Raw genomic sequence first — 17,104 nt, 5'->3', positions numbered from 1 at the left:
CCTTCGGAGCCTCCCCGCTTCGGCGCTAACCGCCGCGCACCCACTTCTTGGCCTTTATGCGCTTATACATTCTCTCGTCGGCCTCTGGAGAGCCGTCGTGAGCCGTGCCGAACCACTCGTCGAGCGGGATGCGGCGTTCACCGTAGTTCACCTCGAAATACTTGTGGTGCAGGTAATGGTAGAAGTTGTCGGTGCTGATCGCCTTCGCATCATCCACGACCACGCGGTCGAAACCGGTATGTGACTTTGCGGGGGACAGTCCCGCGTGCATCAGCTGAAACATTGCGTGCAGCGGATGGGACGGAAGAACGAAATGAATCAATACCCCTGAGAAGTAAGCGATGTGTTCCAGTGTCGACGCCGAGAGGCCGGACCACGGCCCCGGATTGACGTTCTTGTGGTGGACCTTGTGGATGAGATGGTACAGCGGCCCAATATGGATGAGGCGGTGAATGAGGTAAAAGTGCAGTTCGCGCCACGCCGGCATCACCAGCACGAGTGCAGCACAATATAGCGGATGCGCTGCGAAATCGACGTAAGGCAAGCGGTCGTTCGCGTACATCCACCAGGTGAGCGCCTCATATGCACTCCATACAGGCACGGCGCTGCACATGGTCCAGAATATGTTCTCGGCCGTCTGACTTCCGAACATGAAGGTCGGGTTGTGCGCATCCGGCCACTTTGCATTGTATTTAAACGCCGTCTGCTGACGCCGCTCGATATAAAGAATGAAATGGAAGGTGCCGTAGAGGAGGAGAGTCAAAGCGGTGTTACGAAGCAGAATGAGCAGTATCCAGTCGGCGTGGAGTTCTCGCATCGTATCGAGCGATGGAGTGAGATAAGTCCACGATACAAGAGAGATCAGGAAATAGACCGTATTCCAGGGCAGGAGATAGCCCGGTAACCAGCGCAGTATTTTCAGCGGTTGCACCGGCCAGACAAAAATCGGCGCACGTTCGGGCTTCTTCTTTGGTACCCAATTGCCCCGCTTATCGCGCGTGCCGTACAATGCTTCGTCCATATTGCACTCCATTGCCGCTTCAAGGCAGACAGCTCGTGTGTTAGATCCTTCGCCGGCTGATTGAGATCAGCTCTCGTCGCCGTCGCAAGAGCTTTAGATCAATCGCCAAAGCCCGAGTCTTTTAGTCTCGACACGAAGGCCGCATATTCATCGTCGGCGATGTCCGATATTTCCTGCGGGCCTGGAAAGCCATTTGCGGTGACGTCAGCACGGAATGCGCTGAGAGCTTTCACGCGCTCCTGTTTGATGCGCTCCTGCAGGGCCTGAAGATCTCCATAGACCCGAGCGTGCCGGGGCCGCCGGCCTTCGCCACCGCATATGTCCTCGGTGAATAGAAAGATCACGTCAGCATCCGGTCCGGAGCCGAGCGAGACGGTCACCAGTCCGATCCGCCGGCGAATTTCCGACATGACCCGGGCTGGGATGACCTCGCATTCCACCGCAAAAGCGCCGGCTTCTTCTAGACGTCGGAAGCGCTGGAAGAGTGCCAAGGCTTCCTCCGCATATTTGCCGAAGGCGCGAAGCCTTCCGAGCCAGGTCGATTTTCTGGGAACGAGGCCCAAGTGACCGACAACCGGAATATCCTCGGCCGCGAGCATTGAGACGGTCGCCATGCCGCGTGCGGTGATCACCGCATCGGCCCCGTCGCTTAGCGCCTTCAAGGCGGTACGAAGGATGTCGTCCTGTGTTACAGCATCGGCAAAGCCCAACGCGGCGGTGACGAAGAGGTGCTTTGAGCCCCTCCGTACGGCTTCCACGTTGCGGGCGCGGGTCACCAGCATTTCAATGCCGGCCTGCTCCGCGGCCGCTGCCTCCTCGGCGGTCTCGGCAGTGACCTGAGTGTAGCGCTTGCCCGACTTTCGGGAAGCGCGCAGGTCGGCCACCGTCACCGTGCGCTCGGCCTCGCGCGCCGCCCAATCGTAAATCCGCGGCATATCGTTCCAGTTCTCACTGTTCGCGCCCAAGGCGCATTGATTTCTTGTTGCTCTCTCATTCTGCAGCCGAGGCGCGCATTGTGCGATACATCTCGTCTGCTGCGGCGCGCCTCGCCATGCCGGGAATGACCCCTAGCTTTGTGCAGACCAGGGCACCGCAGCACACCCCGAAGCGCGCGGCCTCGATCACATCCCGCCCTTCCGCCAGAGCCACGGCGAAGCCGGAATTGAACGCGTCGCCAGCACCCGTCGTGTCCACTACGTCGACCACTGCAGCCGGAATGGTGGTATCGACCTTGTCGGTGACGATCAGTACACCACGGTCGCCAAGCGTCACGATCACGTTGGCGGCCCCGCGCTTGCGCAACAGATCGACCAGCTCGCGCGAGGGCCGCGGATCATCCGGGCGCAGACCGAGCAGGATGCGAAGTTCGCTTTCATTCGGCGTCAGGAAATCGACCAACGGGAAGATTTCATCCGGCAGCGGTGCGGCCGGCGCCGGATTGAGAATGGTTTTCTTACCGTATTTGCGACCGAGCTCCATCGCCCGCATAGCCACCTCGACCGGCGGCTCCAGGACCGCCATGACGAGGTCGCTCTCGCGAATGCGGCTCTCGGCGCGATCGACAAAAGCCGGATCCATGGCGTTTGTGGCGCCATAATCCATGATAATGAAGTTCTCGCCTCGCTCATTGAGGATGATGAAGCCAACCGCCGTCGGCTTCTCGGTGATCTGCTTGACATGCGCCGTATCGACGCCCTCGGCCTTGTACAGATCAATGCCAATATCTGCGAATTGGTCTTTGCCGATGATCGCAACCAGCGACGAGTCCGCCCCGAGCCGCGCAGTGGCAACAGCCTGATTCGAACCTTTTCCGCCCGGGCCCATATCGAAACTGCTGCCTAACATCGTGACCCCGAAGACCGGGATGTTCGGAGCGCGAATGGTCAGTCCTACGGCGAAGCTGCCGACGACGGTAATTCTCGGTTTACTCATCAATTCCTCCCCTGAAAGTGCCTGAGATCAAGGCGTGGCGTGGAATGCCTCCACCACGTCGCCACAAGGGCCCTGCGCGCGGTGGCGCAGTTTCGTGGGCCGTGAGCATCGGCACCGGTCCTCCCTGAGCTCCCTCAGCGATCTCTATGGATACAAAACGTGCATCCGGGAGCCTGATCACGAGCTCATTTGTTAGTCATTGACATCGAGCCTAGATGCAGAAAGCCCCAGCGGGAATGGACAAAGCACGCTTCAATTTATATAAAACGCGCATGGCCGGCTTGCCGCAGCGCACACTTTTTCCTGAGAGCCATCAGTACGTCCTCCCTGATGCTGCCTGGACCCGATGCGCCTTTACGGTACTTAGGGCGGGCAAGGCCATCACCGCACGTGATCATCACATCGCTCGAGACAATTATCCGGGCCAGGACATTCTATACTGCTCCGCTGGGCGCGGCTTTGTAGTCAGCGAAGGCAGGACATCGACTGTTGAGCGCGGTCAGTTGATCTGGATTGCCAACGAAACGTCGCATGCGCACTGGCCGGATGAAAATGATCCCTGGACTGTTCTGTGGGTGCGGATCGACGGGCCCGACTGTGCGGCCATTCGGCGAAAGGTGTTCGGCACCGGAGCAACGCTAGCAACGATATCAGTGCCGAACGAGATCGAACGGTGGTTCGCAAGACTATTTGATGTCTTGCGCGCCAGGGATGATAACGTCGATTTGGCACTTAACTGCCTCGTGGCGGAACTGCTTCACCTCATCGCAGCACCTTCCTCGAAGCACGGTGAATCCCGTCTCCCGGCCCCATTGCGAGCCATCATTTTAAAGATGCGGCAGTCCCCGGAGCGATCCTGGCACGCCGATGAACTCGCCTCGGTCACTGGCCTCAGCGCCGCACAGACGCGGCGGCTATTTCAAGGGCATCTGCAGATCAGCCCAAGGCGCTTGTTGATTCGAGAGCGGATCATGATGGCGCAAAAGCTGCTCTTGGAAAGTGACGCTGGGCTCGGCGCAATCGCCGAACGCTGCGGTTTTTGTGACGTCTATCACTTCAGCCGTGAATTTAAGCGCAGCACTGGCACCAGTCCCAGCACCTGGCGGCGAGCTGAGGGAAGATAAGCCGGTGTATCAGGGCTGCGTCGTATACGCGGCGATCAAGGGCTCGAAGCAGCGACTTCACGTCGCTGCCCCTGATCCTCTGCGAACACTTCTGAACTCGGTCCGTACTTGTTGAGTTCGCGCCAATTCTTTTGCGGCCCCATCACCAATTTGGTGTGGACCCGGACGGGGTGGCGAAGGTACTGCTGGCTCGCAATGAGAACATAATGACCGACAAGCTGCATAGAGGAGGCGAGCTTGCAAAAAACGTTGCGCTCCGCTGACAAGCAGCGACCTCAACAAGATCGTGGATGAGCGCGCAGTCGGAAGCATGAACGAACGGATCAAAAATGCAGTGCATATGCAAGAGGTTTCCTTATATCAGATGGTAAGGCCAACCCACTCTTATCGCTTCCGGTCGCCATTTCTCCGCTGAAGAGGCGTTCATCGTGAACAACGACAAAGTTGTGCTGGATGTGCGTGCCTTCTTGGAAGCTTGGGCGCGAGCGTTCAACTCTGGCAAGCCGGAGTATCTTGTTGCGTTATACGCAGATGATGCCTTGCTTCACGGTACGTCTAGTTCCACGCTCTACATCGGTGTCGCAGAAATACGCACCTACTTCCATGGCACCGCAAGGGTAAAATTTGACGTATGTCATTGCGTCAGCTTGGCGGCTGACATTGTTATGGCCGTCGGAAATTATGTCTTTTCTGAAACGCGGCATGATCTGCAAGTGGCGACACCCGCCCGATTTACGTTTGTGCTGCGCCGTCATGATGCCTCCTGGAAGATTTTACACCATCATTCATCTACCACCCCCCTTTAGGTGGATTAAGGTGGTGGCGAATGCGCGTACGATCGTGAGCTTGGCGCGCGGCAGTTCGCGCCAGTTAGGGGAAGCGCGTGATCGCCGAAATTGGCTGGTTGTTACTTTGAAATGCTTAGGCCTCTGATGTAATCCGCTGCATTGTCAGATCCGTGCCATATTTCAACTCTAAGGTGACGAGACCGGTTCACTTGTCGCCTTACCAGCCCGTCAAAAAGACCTAAGGGCTCAAAGACAAGCCGGCGAGGCAGGACAGATCGGCGAAACGCCTGCACTGGCAGACGCATTCAGCGTCGTTTTACCCAATATTACCCAACTTGCGTTGCGCACCTTCTGGGGCCGAGCGCCCTGCTGCGCTTTACCTACGGCTAATCTGATAAGCGGCCACGACAGAAGAACGCCGCGTGTCCCAATGACGGGATCAACCTTTCAGGAGAGCCGCGTGTCAGTTTCCCTTCCGACTCCCACCCAGCTTCTCGAAGTTGCCAAGCAGTGTGGTCTTTCGTTGACCGACGAAGATGTCGCCTCGTTCCGCGGTTTGATGCGGGGCTCGCTGGACGCATACAATCTCGTTGCCGCGATGCCCGACGAGTTGCCCGTGGTCAAATATCCGCGGACGCCCGGCTATCGGCCATCGCCAGACGAAAACACTCGCAATGCTTGGTACCGCAAAACCAACATCAAAGGCGCCGGCAGCGGAAAACTGAAAGGCAAGACCGTTGCCTTGAAGGACAACATTATGTTGGCCGGAGTGCCTATGATGAATGGCTCGGCCACCCTCGAAGGCTACGTACCCGATTTTGACGCCACCATCGTTACACGCATGCTTGATGCTGGCGCCGAAATTGTGGGCAAGGTTCACTGCGAAGCCTTCTGTCTCTCTGGCGGCAGCCACACCAACGCGACTGGCCCGGTCCACAATCCACACAAGATGGGCTATTCGGCCGGCGGTTCTTCCTCCGGAAGCGGGGTTGTGGTCGCACTACGCGAGGTCGACATTGCGATCGGCGGCGATCAGGGCGGTTCGATCCGAATGCCATCCTCATTCTGCGGCACGTACGGTATGAAGCCGACTTGGGGTCTCGTTCCCTATACAGGAATAATGCCGATTGAGATCTTTATCGACCACACCGGGCCGATTACGGCAACGGTGGCCGACAACGCCCTGCTACTCGAGGTGATCGCCGGCGACGACGGCTACGATTCGCGCATCAAGGCTCCGAAGGTGGATGAATACACCAAGGCCTTGGGTGCGGGCATCAAAGGGATGAAGATTGGTATCCTCAAGGAGGGCTTCGAGCAGCCGTCCGCAGAAGCTGCCGTGAACGAAAGCGTGCGTGAGGCCGCAAAGCGCTTCAAAGATCTCGGCGCGACCGTAGAGATCGTCTCGATTCCGATGCACCTTCTAGGCGCGGCGATCTGGACCCCCATCGGAACTGAGGGGGCTGTCCAGACCATGATGTTCGGTGACGGCTATGGTCTCAGCCGAGGCGATCTTTATCCAACCTCCCTGATGGATTTCCATCGCGGGTGGCGGCAGAAGGCGGACTCATTGTCCGAGACTAACAAGCTGTTTATGTTGTGGGGGACCTATATCAACAACACCTTCGGGTCCAGGTTTTACGGCAAGGCGCTCAACATCTCCCGCCGCCTCGCTACGGCATATGACAAAGCTCTCGAGAGCTATGATCTCCTCCTCATGCCGACGACGCCGATGAAGGCAACCCCGCTGCCGCCATCCAATGCCAGTCGCGAGGACTACTTCACGCGCGCGATTGAGATGTTCACCAACACCGCGCCATTCGACATTACGCATCATCCAGCTATGTCGCTGCCCTGCGGAATGGTCGACGGCCTGCCAGTGGGCCTAATGCTGGTCGGTCGCCACTTCGAGGAATCCACCATCTACCGCGCCGCCCATGCCTTCGAACAGATAGGCGACTGGAAGAAGATGTGAGGCCGAGACGATAGTGCGACTGGATCGCGGCATATGACTAGTGCATTCATGGCGGCATTCGAGATCCTGAGCTTCGGTGCGATTATCGTGTTGATCGTGCTTGGGCTAGGAATCATCGCGAGCATGATGGGCATCTTCAACTTTGCCCAGGGTGAGTTCGTCCTGCTCGGCGCTTATATTACTTATCTCGCCTATAGTCATGGTCTCCCGGTTTGGCTCGGTATGGCGGCGGCACCGATCTTAGTCGGATTGCTGGGTTTCGTACTCGAAGCGCTCATCATCCGCCGCTTCTATGCCGCACCGATCGTTGCAATGCTCGGCACCTATGCGCTCGGTCTTATCATCCGGGAGTCTGTGCGGGGCCTAATTGGCGGGTTTTATCTGACGGTTCCGGAGCCTATCGGTGGATCCATAGATATCGCCACGATACACATCTCAGCTTGGCGCTTTACGATTCTCGTGATCACGGCTTTGGTGATGGGGGGCTGCTTTCTGCTCCTGTCCCGCACAAGCTTCGGCTTGCGCGTTCGGGCGACCCTGGAAAATCCGGCGCTAGCGCGCGCCTCCGGGGTTTCGACGAATTTCATCTATGGCACCACCTTTGCCTTCGGCGCAGCTTTGGCCGGGCTCGCCGGGGCGCTTATCGTGCCGGTGTTCGATCTGTTTGCAGATCTCGGAATTCGCTTTCTGATCCAGGGATTTGTCGCCGTCATGCTTGGCGGTGTCGGCTCCTTTATGGGCCCAGTGGCAGGAGCCGGGATCATCGGCGCTCTCAGCGCGGCGCTGCCCTGGGTTATCCCTCCGGTCCTCGCCGATGTGCTCGTCTTCTTGCTTGCCATTGTTTTCATCAAGTGTCGGCCGCAAGGCCTCATCGCGCAAGGGGGAGTGTAGTCATATGGCTGTTGATCGACTCAATTTCACACGCCGTCGTTTCCTTTCGAACTTTGCCTTCACGGCCGGTGCAATCGCCACAGGAGCGAGTAGCTGGGTGATCCGTCCCGACTGGGCCAATGCGGCCGAAGGTCCCATCAAGGTCGGCATCGCGATCGATCTGACCGGCCCGATCGGCTTTGCCGGAAAGGCGGATGCCAACGTCGCCAAAATGGTCATCAAGGAGATCAACAATTCAGGTGGTCTTTTGGGCCGGCCGATCGAGCTGTACATCGAAGACACCGCCTCCAATGAATCGGTCGCTGTAGGCAACGTGCGCAAGCTGATCCAGCGGGACAAGGTGGACATGGTCCTAGGCGGCCTCGCGAGCTCAATGCGCAATGCGATCAAGGATGTGATCGTTTCTCGGGGCAAGACGCTCTATATCTATCCGCAATTTTATGAAGGGGGGGAATGCACGCCATACCTGTTCTGCAGCGGCGCCACACCGGCGCAGCAATGCGACACATTTATCCCGTGGCTGATCAAGAACGGCGGCAAGAGATTTGCCCTTCCAGGTTCCAACTACATTTGGCCGCGTAACCTGAATGCATATGCTCGCAAGTTAATCGAAGCCAATGGCGGCGAGGTCGTGTTCGAGGAGTATTATCCTTTAGACCAAGTGGATTTCTCCGCCACTGTCCACGCGATCATGTCCAACAAGGCCGACACCGTCTTTAACACCGTTATTCCACCCGGCGTCGGTCCTTTGTTCAAACAGCTCTATGAAGCGGGCTATCTGAAGAACGGCGGACGGCTTGCTGCCGTCAACGAGGACGAGAATTATCTCAGCCTCCATCCGGTCAATGAGATGGAAGGGCTTGCGAGTTGTCTCGATTATTACAAAGCCGTCGCCAAAGATGACCCGGTCTCCGCCAGAATTCAGGCTGCCTATGATAAGGACTATCCAGGCGATTCTCTATTTGCCGCGAGCAGTGCCGCTCCCAGTACATATCGCGGGCTGAAACTTTGGGAAGCTGCCGTCAAAGAGGCCGGAAAGGTCGATCGCGAGTCGGTTGCTGCGACGCTCGATCACGCAAAGATCGCGGAGGGTCCGGGCGGCCCCGCCGAGATGGTGCCGGGCAAGCGGCACTGTAAGATGAACATGTACACGGCCGTGTGCAAGAGCGGGGTTTTTCAAGTCGTGCAACGCAGCAATGGGCTTGTCGATCCCGGGCAATGTTGACGAATCACTGTGAAAGCGACAAGCGCGGTAGAGAGGCCATCGGTGCCCACGCTAGAAGTGAATTGTGCGACGGCTGACATGGCTGAAATCGCCTTTGCAGGACAGGTCAGTCGTGCACGACGTGTCCTGCTCATCATCGAAGGACTAGTGCTGATTGGAGCACTAGTCCTTCCGGTGATGCTTCACGACTATCTTACGGTGTTTGCCACTCGCGTTGTGATCCTGGCGCTCTTCGCTCTCTCGTTCGATCTGGTCTGGGGCTATGCCGGAATCATGAGCTTTGGGCAGGCCCTCTTCTTCGGCTCCGCAGGCTACGGCGTTGCGCTGCTTGCGCGCGACCTCGATATCACCTCAATCCTTTTGGTACTGCCGGCGGGCACGCTGATTGGCCTCGTATTCGCGCTGCTACTTGGTGGGTTCCTCCTACTCGGACGGCATCCGGCCAGCATGATCTTCGTTTCGCTCGGTACGCTCACCGGTGCCTATGCGGCGGATCGCCTCGCGCGTGGCTGGTACTATCTCGGCGGCCAGAACGGCATTCCCTCGATTCCGCCGATGACGCTCGGCTCCTACGAATTATCGGAAGGGTCGAACTTTTACTATCTGGCACTAGGGCTTCTTGTCATCGTCTACGTTGCATGCCGTTTCCTGGTGCGCTCGCAGTTCGGTCTTGCACTCGCAGGCCTCCGCGAGAACGAGCAACGCATTGCCTTTTTCGGCTACCGGACACAGCATCTAAAAGCCATAGTGTTCGCGATCGGTGGCGCCATCGCAGGCCTGAGCGGCAGCCTCTATGCCTTCCACGAGGGTTTTGTGTGGCCCAATATGATTGGCGTTGTCGTCTCCACGCAAGTCGTGCTCTACGTTCTGTTCGGCGGTTCCGGCACGCTGATCGGTGCGGTGATCGGTACGGCGATTGTCGAAGGTCTCTCCTTCTGGCTGTCGGACAATTACCGCGATATCTGGCCGATCATCCTGGGCGTGCTCCTGCTCCTGGTAATCCTTTTTCGGCCGCTTGGGCTTATCAGCCTGGTGTTGACGGAGCGCGAGCGGGTAGGCAGTTTCGCCGCCAAAGCGCAAGACAAGAAGAGGGCGCAGCATCATGCCGCTTCTTGAAGCTGCAGGCATTCGAAAGATCTTCGGCAAGCTCACGGCAGTCGACGGTGCGGCGCTCACCGTCCGCGAGAACGAGTTCCACGGGTTGATCGGGCCGAACGGCTCGGGGAAAAGCACGCTGATGAAGTGCATCGCGGGGGCGGAGGTACCGACGCAAGGCAAAGTCCGATTCATCAACACTGATATTACCACATTCACCCCCACCGAGCGCGCGCGCGCTGGCATGAGCCTGAAGTTCCAAATCACATCGGTTCTGCCATCCCTCACCCTCTACGACAACATCCTCCTTGCCCTGCAGGGGCACTGCTCTCTTTTTGATCTTGTGTTCTCGCGCAGCCGCAGACAGCTGCACGACCAGGTCATGATGATGCTCACCCAGTTTCGTCTTGCCGATCGTGCGTTCGATGCAGCAGCAGCGCTATCCCATGGCCAGCAGCAATGGCTGGAGATTGCGATGGCGCTCGCGGGAAAACCCCGGCTCCTGCTGCTGGACGAGCCTACCGGAGGCATGAGCCTGGAGGAGCGTCGCGTCACTGGCGAACTGTTGCGACCAATAAAGGAGCACTGCTCCCTCGTTATCGTCGAGCACGATCTCGATTTCATCCGCGACATTTGCGACCGCCTCACCGTCCTCGACCAGGGCCGTGTGCTGGCGACAGGAAGCGTCGCTGAGATCCAGGCTGACAAAAGTGTCCAGGAGATCTATTTGCGCCGTGCTTGAACAACGCTTTCTCGACATAAGACATCTCGACGCCGGTTATGGTCGCAGCCAGGTGCTGTTTGACCTGAGCCTCGACATTCCGTGGCGTGGTGGTACCGCCGTGCTTGGGCGCAACGGTGCAGGCAAGACCACGCTTATGAAAGCTATCGTTGGCGAGCTACCAAGCTGGAGAGGCGAGGTAGTCTTCGATGGCCACGATTTCAATCGGCTCCAGACCGAGCAACGCGTGCGCGCCGGCATCGGCTATGTGCCGCAAGAGCACTCAGTGTTCTCACGCCTTTCAGTGCGGGATAATCTTGCAATGGGCTCCCTCTTCAACACCGACGCTTCGGCGATCGATCGGGTCCTGGCGATCTTTCCCAAGCTCGGCCACCGCCTGGACCAGGCGGCTGGTACGCTTTCTGGTGGCGAGCGTAAGATGTTAGCGATCGGGCGCGCCCTCCTGGGGAACCCAAAGCTGCTGCTGCTGGATGAGCCGACCGAGGGCGTCTGGATCGGCGTCATCGAAGAGATTACCGAACGTCTCATTGAACTCGCCAAGGAAATCGCGGTCATCATCGTCGAACAGCACCTCGATCTCGCGTTGCGCGTGGCGAGCAAGGCCTATGTCCTTGATCGCGGCCGTATCGCACTACAAGGCGCTGCAGCCGATATCCGCACGAATCCGGAACTTCTGCGCTACCTCGCGCCTTAAGTGGCGCGTTCCAGATTGCTTTGACGGCCGACGCTAATCGTAGACCGGTTCGGCTGACTTCTCCCTAGATTTGAGCGGCTGTTTGGAAAACTCCAGCAGCGGAGTTTGCTGACTTGACCTCAGCAACTTGACGCGCCCGCTACGGGCTCACAGGCGCGCTGGGCCCCATTCTGCGTTCGAAGCGAGCCGACATTCTCGTCCACTTGAAAGTACGCCTCCGACGAGGACCGTCTTGCGTGACGGGTGGTAATTCGCGAAGCGTGTGACCTTAAGTCTAGCTTTAAGGTCATCAGGCGATGCGGGTCGAAGTTTTGGGCGGGCTTGAGCGGCGGCGGCGTTGGTCGCAGGACGACAAGGCACGGATTGTCGAGGAGACGCTAGTACCGGGCGCGAAGGTAACTGAAGTCGCGCGGCGCAACGGAGTAGCGGCCAGCCTGGTGTTTACCTGGCGTCGACAAGCACGGACATCGGAACAAGTTGCACCATCTTTTACGCCGGTGCAGATCGCCGCCGTAGCGGCCTCGGCTGAAGAAACTGCGAAGCTTTTGCCTACGGTTGATGGCCGAGTTCGCTCGGCGGCAGCCGCACGTACTGGATTGATAGAGATCGATCTCGGCAACCGACGGTGCATCCGGGTGGATGCGCACGTCGATCCGGAGGCGCTGGCGCGGGTCCTCGATGTGCTTGGACGCCGATGATTGCTGTACCAGGGAATGTGCGAGTGTGGCTGGCGACAGGCTACACGGATATGCGCAGAGGCTTCCTGTCGCTGGCCCTCCAAGTTCAGGAGGTGCTGCGCAAAGAACCGCTCAGCGGTCATTTGTTCGTCTTCCGCGGTCGCCGCAGCGATCTTGTGAAGGTGATCTGGCACGGTGTGCTGCAGAGCATGAAGGAGGTGAATAACCGAATTTGATGCGTACAGCTTTATGAGAGATGGAGGACGGCCCTCCTGCATCGGTGTTCCAGGCGCAGGTGCAAAACCACGACACTGTGGCTTCGTTTAAAAGGCGCGGTCATCAGCAAGTGTTGCAAAAGTCCCGGGTTTACGGGGCAGGTAAGTATCCAGAAGGCGAGCGAAAGCAAATCTTCCGATGACGCGTCGAAAATTACTAAGGCGTCGCCAAAATCAGGGGCGCGTGCCATCCCTGAGATCAATCCGTGAGACGCCTGGATTACTGCGCGGATGGCGACCGGCGTTTAGGGGACGCGATCTGGATACAGGCTCTTGTAGAGAACTGCAGGAACCAGTCGTTGTGATGCCAAGGGAGAAGTTCAAGCGGCACACACCGCGAGACGAGAGTACCGAAGCACAACACTGGGGCGGATCGGCTCGTAGTAGTGATGAAGGGGCTGTAATGGAACTGGAGCGAAGGGGCCGAAACAAGTGGGTTGCGCCCATATGCAACTGTGATGAGCAGGAGGACATGTGAGTGTAACCGGACGTAAGCAGTACGATATCGACAAGCAGACAGTGATGAAGGCCTACAAACTGGTCAAAGCCAATGCGGGCGCGGCCGGCGTGGATAAGGTATCGCTCGAAGCTTTTGAGAAGGACTTCAAGGGCAACCTTTACAAGGTCTGGAATCGAATGTCTTCTGGCAGCTACTTTCCACCTGCCGTTCGGGCTGTCCCCATTCCCAAGAAGAACGGCGGACAACGCATTCTAGGCGTGCCGACAGTAGCAGATCGCGTGGCGCAGACGGTCGTCAAGCTTCAGATTGAACAAGTACTCGAGAAAATCTTCCTTCCCGATTCCTACGGCTACCGGCCCGGAAAAGCCGCGCTGGACGCCGTCGGCATCACCCGGCAACGGTGCTGGAAGATGGACTGGGTGCTGGAGTTCGACATCAAAGGCCTGTTCGACAATATCAGCCACCAGTTGCTTATGAAAGCCGTCAGGAAGCATGTGCAAGACGAATGGGCTCTGCTCTACATCGAACGCTGGCTAACAGCGCCGATGCAAGGCAAAGACGGAGCGATCACCGCTCGCGACCGGGGTACACCCCAAGGCGGCGTGATCAGTCCCGTCCTTGCCAATTTGTTCTTGCATTATGCGTTCGATATATGGATGGCGCGAAACTTCCCGCAGTCACCGTGGTGTCGATACGCGGACGACGGGCTCGTACATTGCCGAACCAAGGCTGAAGCGGAAGCCATCAAGGCGGCGCTGCAGGCGAGGTTCAGGGAATGCGAACTCGAAATGCATCCCGACAAGACCAAGATCGTCTACTGCAAAGATAGCAATCGCCCGGGTAGCCATGCCAGTCAGTCATTTGACTTTCTGGGATTTACCTTTCGACCGCGCAGGGCAAGAAACCATCAGAAGAAAGAAAACTTCTGTACGTTCTCGCCAGCGGTCAGCAGGGCGGCAATGAAGTCTATGCGGATGACGATCCGGCAGCTCCGGCTCAGGCTTCGCTCGCAGACGGAAATCGACGCAATCGCCTTGGAACTGAACCCCGTCCTTCGTGGATGGATGCAGTACTACGGCAGATATGGGCGGTCAGAAATGCATAACCTGTATCGATACGTCGACGAATCTCTAAACCGCTGGGCGCGACGCAAATACAAAGGGCTGAAGAATGGAAAAGTCAGGGCCTCCACCAGGCTCAGGCTGATCCGCTGCCGTAGGCCGAAGCTGTTCGCTCATTGGACGATGTTAGGTTCTGCTTCGTTACTTGTTGAGAGCCGTATGACGTGAGAGCGTCACGTACGGTTCGGAGAGCGGCTCCGGGTGCAACTCCCGGGGCCGACTCACCATGGCCAGGGAGCATGCCTGTTCACTAAGAGACTTGAGAGAGGAAGGTTCGTCTGGCCATCGGTTGCGGGCGAAGCGGTGACGATCTCATCGGCTCAGATGAGCTACCTGTTGTCCGGAATCGATTGGCGCAACCCTCAAGAAACTCATCGTCCGACGCGTGTCGGATAGCCGTTTTTGGTTTGAATCTGCGGCTTGATCTGATTCAATGGCTTCATGACATCGAAGCCGGACGATCTTCCGTCGGATCTCGCGAGCGCCTACCTTGCGCTGCTGGCCGAGCGCGAGGCGTTGCAGGCTGAACGCGATGTGGCAGTCGCGGATGCCGCCAACGCGCGGGCGGAGCTGTCGGACAGCGAGGTGCTGATCGCTCATCTTGAGCTACGGATCGAGAAGCTCAAACGCGAACTGCACGGGCTGCGCTCCGAGCGCACGGCGCGGCTACTCGAGCAGTTGGAATTGGAGCTCGAAGAACTCGCCACCACGGCGACCGAGAATGAGCTGGCTGCGCAGGCTGCCGCCGCAAAAACCCAGAGCGTAAGCGCCTTCACGCGTAAGCGGCCGGTGCGCAAGCCGTGGCCGGACGACATCGAACGTGAGCGCGTCGTTATCGAGGCTCCAACGACCTGCGCCTGCTGCGGTGGATCGCGCCTTGCGAAGCTAGGCGAGGATGTGACCAAGACGCTGGAGGAGATTCCGCGTCGCTTTAAGGTCATCGAGACGGTACGCGAGAAGTTCACCTGCCGTGATTGCGAGAAGATAAGCCAGCCGCCGGCACCGTTCCATGCCACGCCGCGCGGCTTCATCGGTCCGCAATTGCTGGCGACAATGCTGTTCGACAAGTTCGGCATGCATATCCCGCTCAATCGCCAGAGCGTGCGCTTCAAGGCTGAGCGGATCGCCCTGCCGCTGTCGACGCTGGCCGACCAGGTCGGCCACGGAACCTTCGCCGTCATGCCGTTGTTCCAGCTGATTGAGCGCCATGTCCTCGCCGCCGAGCGGCTGCACGGCGATGACAGTGTTCTGCAGAAGCACACAGAAAGGATGATCAAAATGATCTGAAAATCTGTGCGCGCAAGCTGTGGCAGCGATGAGGGTAGGCCCCTCGGGATCGACTTTCAGGAGTAGGTCTCAAATCACTTCAAGCGGCTTCGCTTAAGAGGCGCGGTCGTGAGCGTTGAAGCTAACGGTCGGGGGAGACCCGAACGGATACGCGTCCGAGAGACGAATGAAAATGAACCCGCCGATGAACCGTCGTAACGTGGAAATCGTCGTCAAAACCAGAGGTGTGTCGTCCCTCTGGGATGAGCCCGCCGGGAGCCTGATGACCGGGCGGGCGGCGACCGGCGTTGAGGGGGCGTGAATCGGATGCAGGCGCTGCCGCGGAACTGCAGGAACCAGTCGCTCCGATGGAAAGGGAGAAGCACAAGCGGAGAAGACCGCGAGGCGAGATTACCGACGCGGAGCACTGGGACGGACCGATCCGTATTAGCGACGAAGGCTCGTAATGGGGCCGGAGCGAAGGGATCGGATCAGGTGGGCTGGCCATCGTCGCAACTGGCAACAGGAGGACGTCGATGAACCAGCCGAGCAAGCCGTTCAACATCGACAAGAGAGAGGTGTACGAAGCATATCTGCAGGTGCGATCCAATGGTGGCGCAGCCGGTGTCGACGGAGTGACGATTGAGCAGTTCGAGTCCGACTTGAAGGGAAATCTCTACAAGATTTGGAATCGAATGAGTTCAGGCGCTTACTTCCCGCCGCCTGTTCGGGCTGTCTCCATTCCAAAGAAGAGTGGAGGCCAGAGGATCCTCGGGGTGCCCACCGTGGCGGACCGCGTGGCACAGACAGTTGTTAAACAACTGATTGAGCCGGCTCTTGACGCAATCTTTCTGGCGGATTCCTATGGCTACAGACCCGGAAAATCGGCTCTCGATGCCGTAGGCGTCACGCGACAGCGGTGCTGGAAGTATGATTGGTTTCTAGAGTTCGACATCAAAGGATTGTTCGACAATATCGACCACGAGTTGTTGCTACGGGCCGTCCGGAAACATGTGACGTGCGCATGGGCGCTGCTCTACATCGAACGATGGCTGACAGCGCCGATGGTGCAAGAGGATGGAACGATAATCGAGCGAAGCCGCGGCACCCCACAAGGGGGCGTGGTGAGCCCGATCCTCGCCAACCTCTTCATGCACTATGCATTTGATCTCTGGATGGCGCGGACGTTCCCCGATCTCAGGTGGTGTCGGTATGCGGATGACGGGTTGGTACATTATCGGAATGAGATGGAGGCGCAAAGCGTTCGCGAAGCGCTCCAGGCTCGGCTGGCGGAGTGCCATCTGGAATTGCATCCTACGAAGACGAGGATCGTCTACTGCAAGGATGATCGACGCCGAGGTAAAAGCGAGACGGTCATGTTTGACTTTCTCGGTTATTGCTTCCGGCCACGATCGGTCCTGGGGCCGCATTCGCAGAAGATGTTCTGTGGGTTCACCCCGGCGGTCAGCAAACCAGCGCTGAACGCCATGCGGGCGAAGGTCCGAGGCTTGAAACTTCGCAGGCGAGCCGAGGTGACGCTGGACGATATTGCTCGCGAGCTAAACCCGATGGTTAGGGGGTGGATCGCTTATTATGGGCAATACACCCGCTCAGCGCTTTATCCGCTGGCGCGCTACATCAACCAGACGTTAGGTATTTGGTTGAAGCGAAAGTACAAGCGCTTCCATCACCGTTTAGGACGCGCGCGTCTCTTCCTGGAGAAGATCGCGCGTGAGAACCGCAGGCTCTTTGTGCATTGGCAACTCGGCGTGGCGGCAAGCTTGCCTGATGGGAGCCGGGTGAGGCGAGAGTCTCACG

The 17,104-nt window shown here is 58.2% G+C and carries 14 protein-coding genes and 3 pseudogenes; 14 read left to right on the top strand and 3 right to left on the bottom strand.

Features of this window, described 5'->3' with window-relative positions; translation table 11 throughout:
• Window positions 1-25 precede the first annotated feature (25 nt).
• From X268_RS36310 to X268_RS36300, 3 genes are all read right to left on the bottom strand, one after another.
• Window positions 26-1,021 carry a sterol desaturase family protein gene (locus X268_RS36310; RefSeq protein ID WP_128929750.1) on the bottom strand — a complete coding sequence of 332 codons (996 nt, stop codon included), beginning with the start codon at window positions 1,019-1,021 and terminating at the stop codon, window positions 26-28.
• 98 nt (window positions 1,022-1,119) lie between these two features.
• The gene (locus tag X268_RS36305; protein WP_232995600.1) at window positions 1,120-1,986 is read right to left on the bottom strand and encodes a 3-methyl-2-oxobutanoate hydroxymethyltransferase; all 867 of its coding nucleotides are present in this window, start codon (window positions 1,984-1,986) and stop codon (window positions 1,120-1,122) included.
• 25 nt (window positions 1,987-2,011) lie between these two features.
• The gene (locus X268_RS36300) at window positions 2,012-2,953 is read right to left on the bottom strand and encodes a ribokinase (RefSeq protein ID WP_128929749.1); all 942 of its coding nucleotides are present in this window, start codon (window positions 2,951-2,953) and stop codon (window positions 2,012-2,014) included.
• 236 nt (window positions 2,954-3,189) lie between these two features.
• Here X268_RS36300 and X268_RS36295 point away from each other — a divergent pair, with 236 nt between their 5' ends.
• The 14 genes and pseudogenes from X268_RS36295 to ltrA (X268_RS36230) form a co-directional block, all read left to right on the top strand.
• Window positions 3,190-4,077, top strand: coding sequence for an AraC family transcriptional regulator (locus X268_RS36295; protein ID WP_237891805.1), 888 nt, complete (start codon window positions 3,190-3,192; stop codon window positions 4,075-4,077).
• A 428-nt stretch (window positions 4,078-4,505) separates the two neighbouring features.
• A complete protein-coding gene (locus X268_RS36290; protein ID WP_128929748.1) occupies window positions 4,506-4,883 on the top strand; it encodes a nuclear transport factor 2 family protein in 378 nt (125 codons plus the stop codon).
• A gap of 442 nt (window positions 4,884-5,325) precedes the next feature.
• A complete protein-coding gene (locus tag X268_RS36285; protein WP_128929747.1) occupies window positions 5,326-6,840 on the top strand; it encodes an amidase in 1,515 nt (504 codons plus the stop codon).
• A 33-nt stretch (window positions 6,841-6,873) separates the two neighbouring features.
• A complete protein-coding gene (locus tag X268_RS36280) occupies window positions 6,874-7,731 on the top strand; it encodes a branched-chain amino acid ABC transporter permease (RefSeq protein WP_128929746.1) in 858 nt (285 codons plus the stop codon).
• 4 nt (window positions 7,732-7,735) lie between these two features.
• Complete coding sequence (locus tag X268_RS36275; RefSeq protein WP_128929745.1) at window positions 7,736-8,956, top strand: substrate-binding protein; 1,221 nt, start codon at window positions 7,736-7,738, stop codon at window positions 8,954-8,956.
• Between the two features lie 78 nt (window positions 8,957-9,034).
• On the top strand, window positions 9,035-10,072 hold the full coding sequence (locus tag X268_RS36270) for a branched-chain amino acid ABC transporter permease (protein WP_128929744.1): 1,038 nt from the start codon (window positions 9,035-9,037) through the stop codon (window positions 10,070-10,072).
• On the top strand, window positions 10,059-10,793 hold the full coding sequence (locus X268_RS36265) for an ABC transporter ATP-binding protein (RefSeq protein WP_128929743.1): 735 nt from the start codon (window positions 10,059-10,061) through the stop codon (window positions 10,791-10,793). The genes X268_RS36270 and X268_RS36265 overlap by 14 nt, the downstream gene beginning before the upstream one ends.
• Window positions 10,786-11,487: a branched-chain amino acid ABC transporter ATP-binding protein gene (locus X268_RS36260; RefSeq protein WP_128929742.1), complete on the top strand. Its 702-nt coding sequence runs from the start codon at window positions 10,786-10,788 to the stop codon at window positions 11,485-11,487. Before X268_RS36265 ends, X268_RS36260 begins: the two co-directional genes overlap by 8 nt.
• Before the next feature lie 296 nt (window positions 11,488-11,783).
• Window positions 11,784-12,185, top strand: a complete 402-nt coding sequence (tnpA, locus tag X268_RS36255; RefSeq protein WP_128929741.1) for an IS66-like element accessory protein TnpA — start codon at window positions 11,784-11,786, stop codon at window positions 12,183-12,185.
• Window positions 12,182-12,355, top strand: a pseudogene (gene tnpB / locus X268_RS36250) (IS66 family insertion sequence element accessory protein TnpB); the annotation flags it as partial. The gene tnpA and the pseudogene tnpB (X268_RS36250), both read left to right, overlap by 4 nt.
• Window positions 12,356-12,961: 606 nt before the next feature.
• Entirely contained in the window at window positions 12,962-14,188 is a 1,227-nt protein-coding gene (gene ltrA / locus X268_RS36245; RefSeq protein WP_128929739.1) for a group II intron reverse transcriptase/maturase, read from the top strand.
• Between the two features lie 33 nt (window positions 14,189-14,221).
• A complete protein-coding gene (gene tnpB / locus X268_RS36240; protein WP_128929738.1) occupies window positions 14,222-14,416 on the top strand; it encodes an IS66 family insertion sequence element accessory protein TnpB in 195 nt (64 codons plus the stop codon).
• A gap of 45 nt (window positions 14,417-14,461) precedes the next feature.
• A pseudogene (locus tag X268_RS36235) lies at window positions 14,462-15,271 on the top strand (IS66 family transposase); the annotation flags it as partial.
• Between the two features lie 551 nt (window positions 15,272-15,822).
• A pseudogene (gene ltrA, locus X268_RS36230) lies at window positions 15,823-17,058 on the top strand (group II intron reverse transcriptase/maturase); the annotation flags it as partial.
• Window positions 17,059-17,104: the final 46 nt, after the last annotated feature.

The organism is Bradyrhizobium guangxiense (genome assembly GCF_004114915.1).
In the GTDB taxonomy this organism is placed as follows: Bacteria; Pseudomonadota; Alphaproteobacteria; order Rhizobiales; family Xanthobacteraceae; genus Bradyrhizobium; species Bradyrhizobium guangxiense.
This window is presented reverse-complemented; position numbering and strand designations above follow the sequence as displayed.

Bases quoted from the DNA above. Each gene is read 5' to 3' on its own strand.
- X268_RS36310 (WP_128929750.1), bottom strand. From the start codon at position 1,021: ATGGACGAAGCATTGTACGGCACGCGCGATAAGCGGGGCAATTGGGTA.
- X268_RS36300 (WP_128929749.1), bottom strand. From the start codon at position 2,953: ATGAGTAAACCGAGAATTACCGTCGTCGGCAGCTTCGCCGTAGGACTG.
- X268_RS36295 (WP_237891805.1), top strand. From the start codon at position 3,190: ATGGACAAAGCACGCTTCAATTTATATAAAACGCGCATGGCCGGCTTG.
- X268_RS36280 (WP_128929746.1), top strand. From the start codon at position 6,874: ATGACTAGTGCATTCATGGCGGCATTCGAGATCCTGAGCTTCGGTGCG.
- X268_RS36275 (WP_128929745.1), top strand. From the start codon at position 7,736: ATGGCTGTTGATCGACTCAATTTCACACGCCGTCGTTTCCTTTCGAAC.
- X268_RS36270 (WP_128929744.1), top strand. From the start codon at position 9,035: ATGGCTGAAATCGCCTTTGCAGGACAGGTCAGTCGTGCACGACGTGTC.
- X268_RS36265 (WP_128929743.1), top strand. From the start codon at position 10,059: ATGCCGCTTCTTGAAGCTGCAGGCATTCGAAAGATCTTCGGCAAGCTC.
- tnpA (WP_128929741.1), top strand. From the start codon at position 11,784: ATGCGGGTCGAAGTTTTGGGCGGGCTTGAGCGGCGGCGGCGTTGGTCG.
- ltrA (WP_128929739.1), top strand. From the start codon at position 12,962: ATGAAGGCCTACAAACTGGTCAAAGCCAATGCGGGCGCGGCCGGCGTG.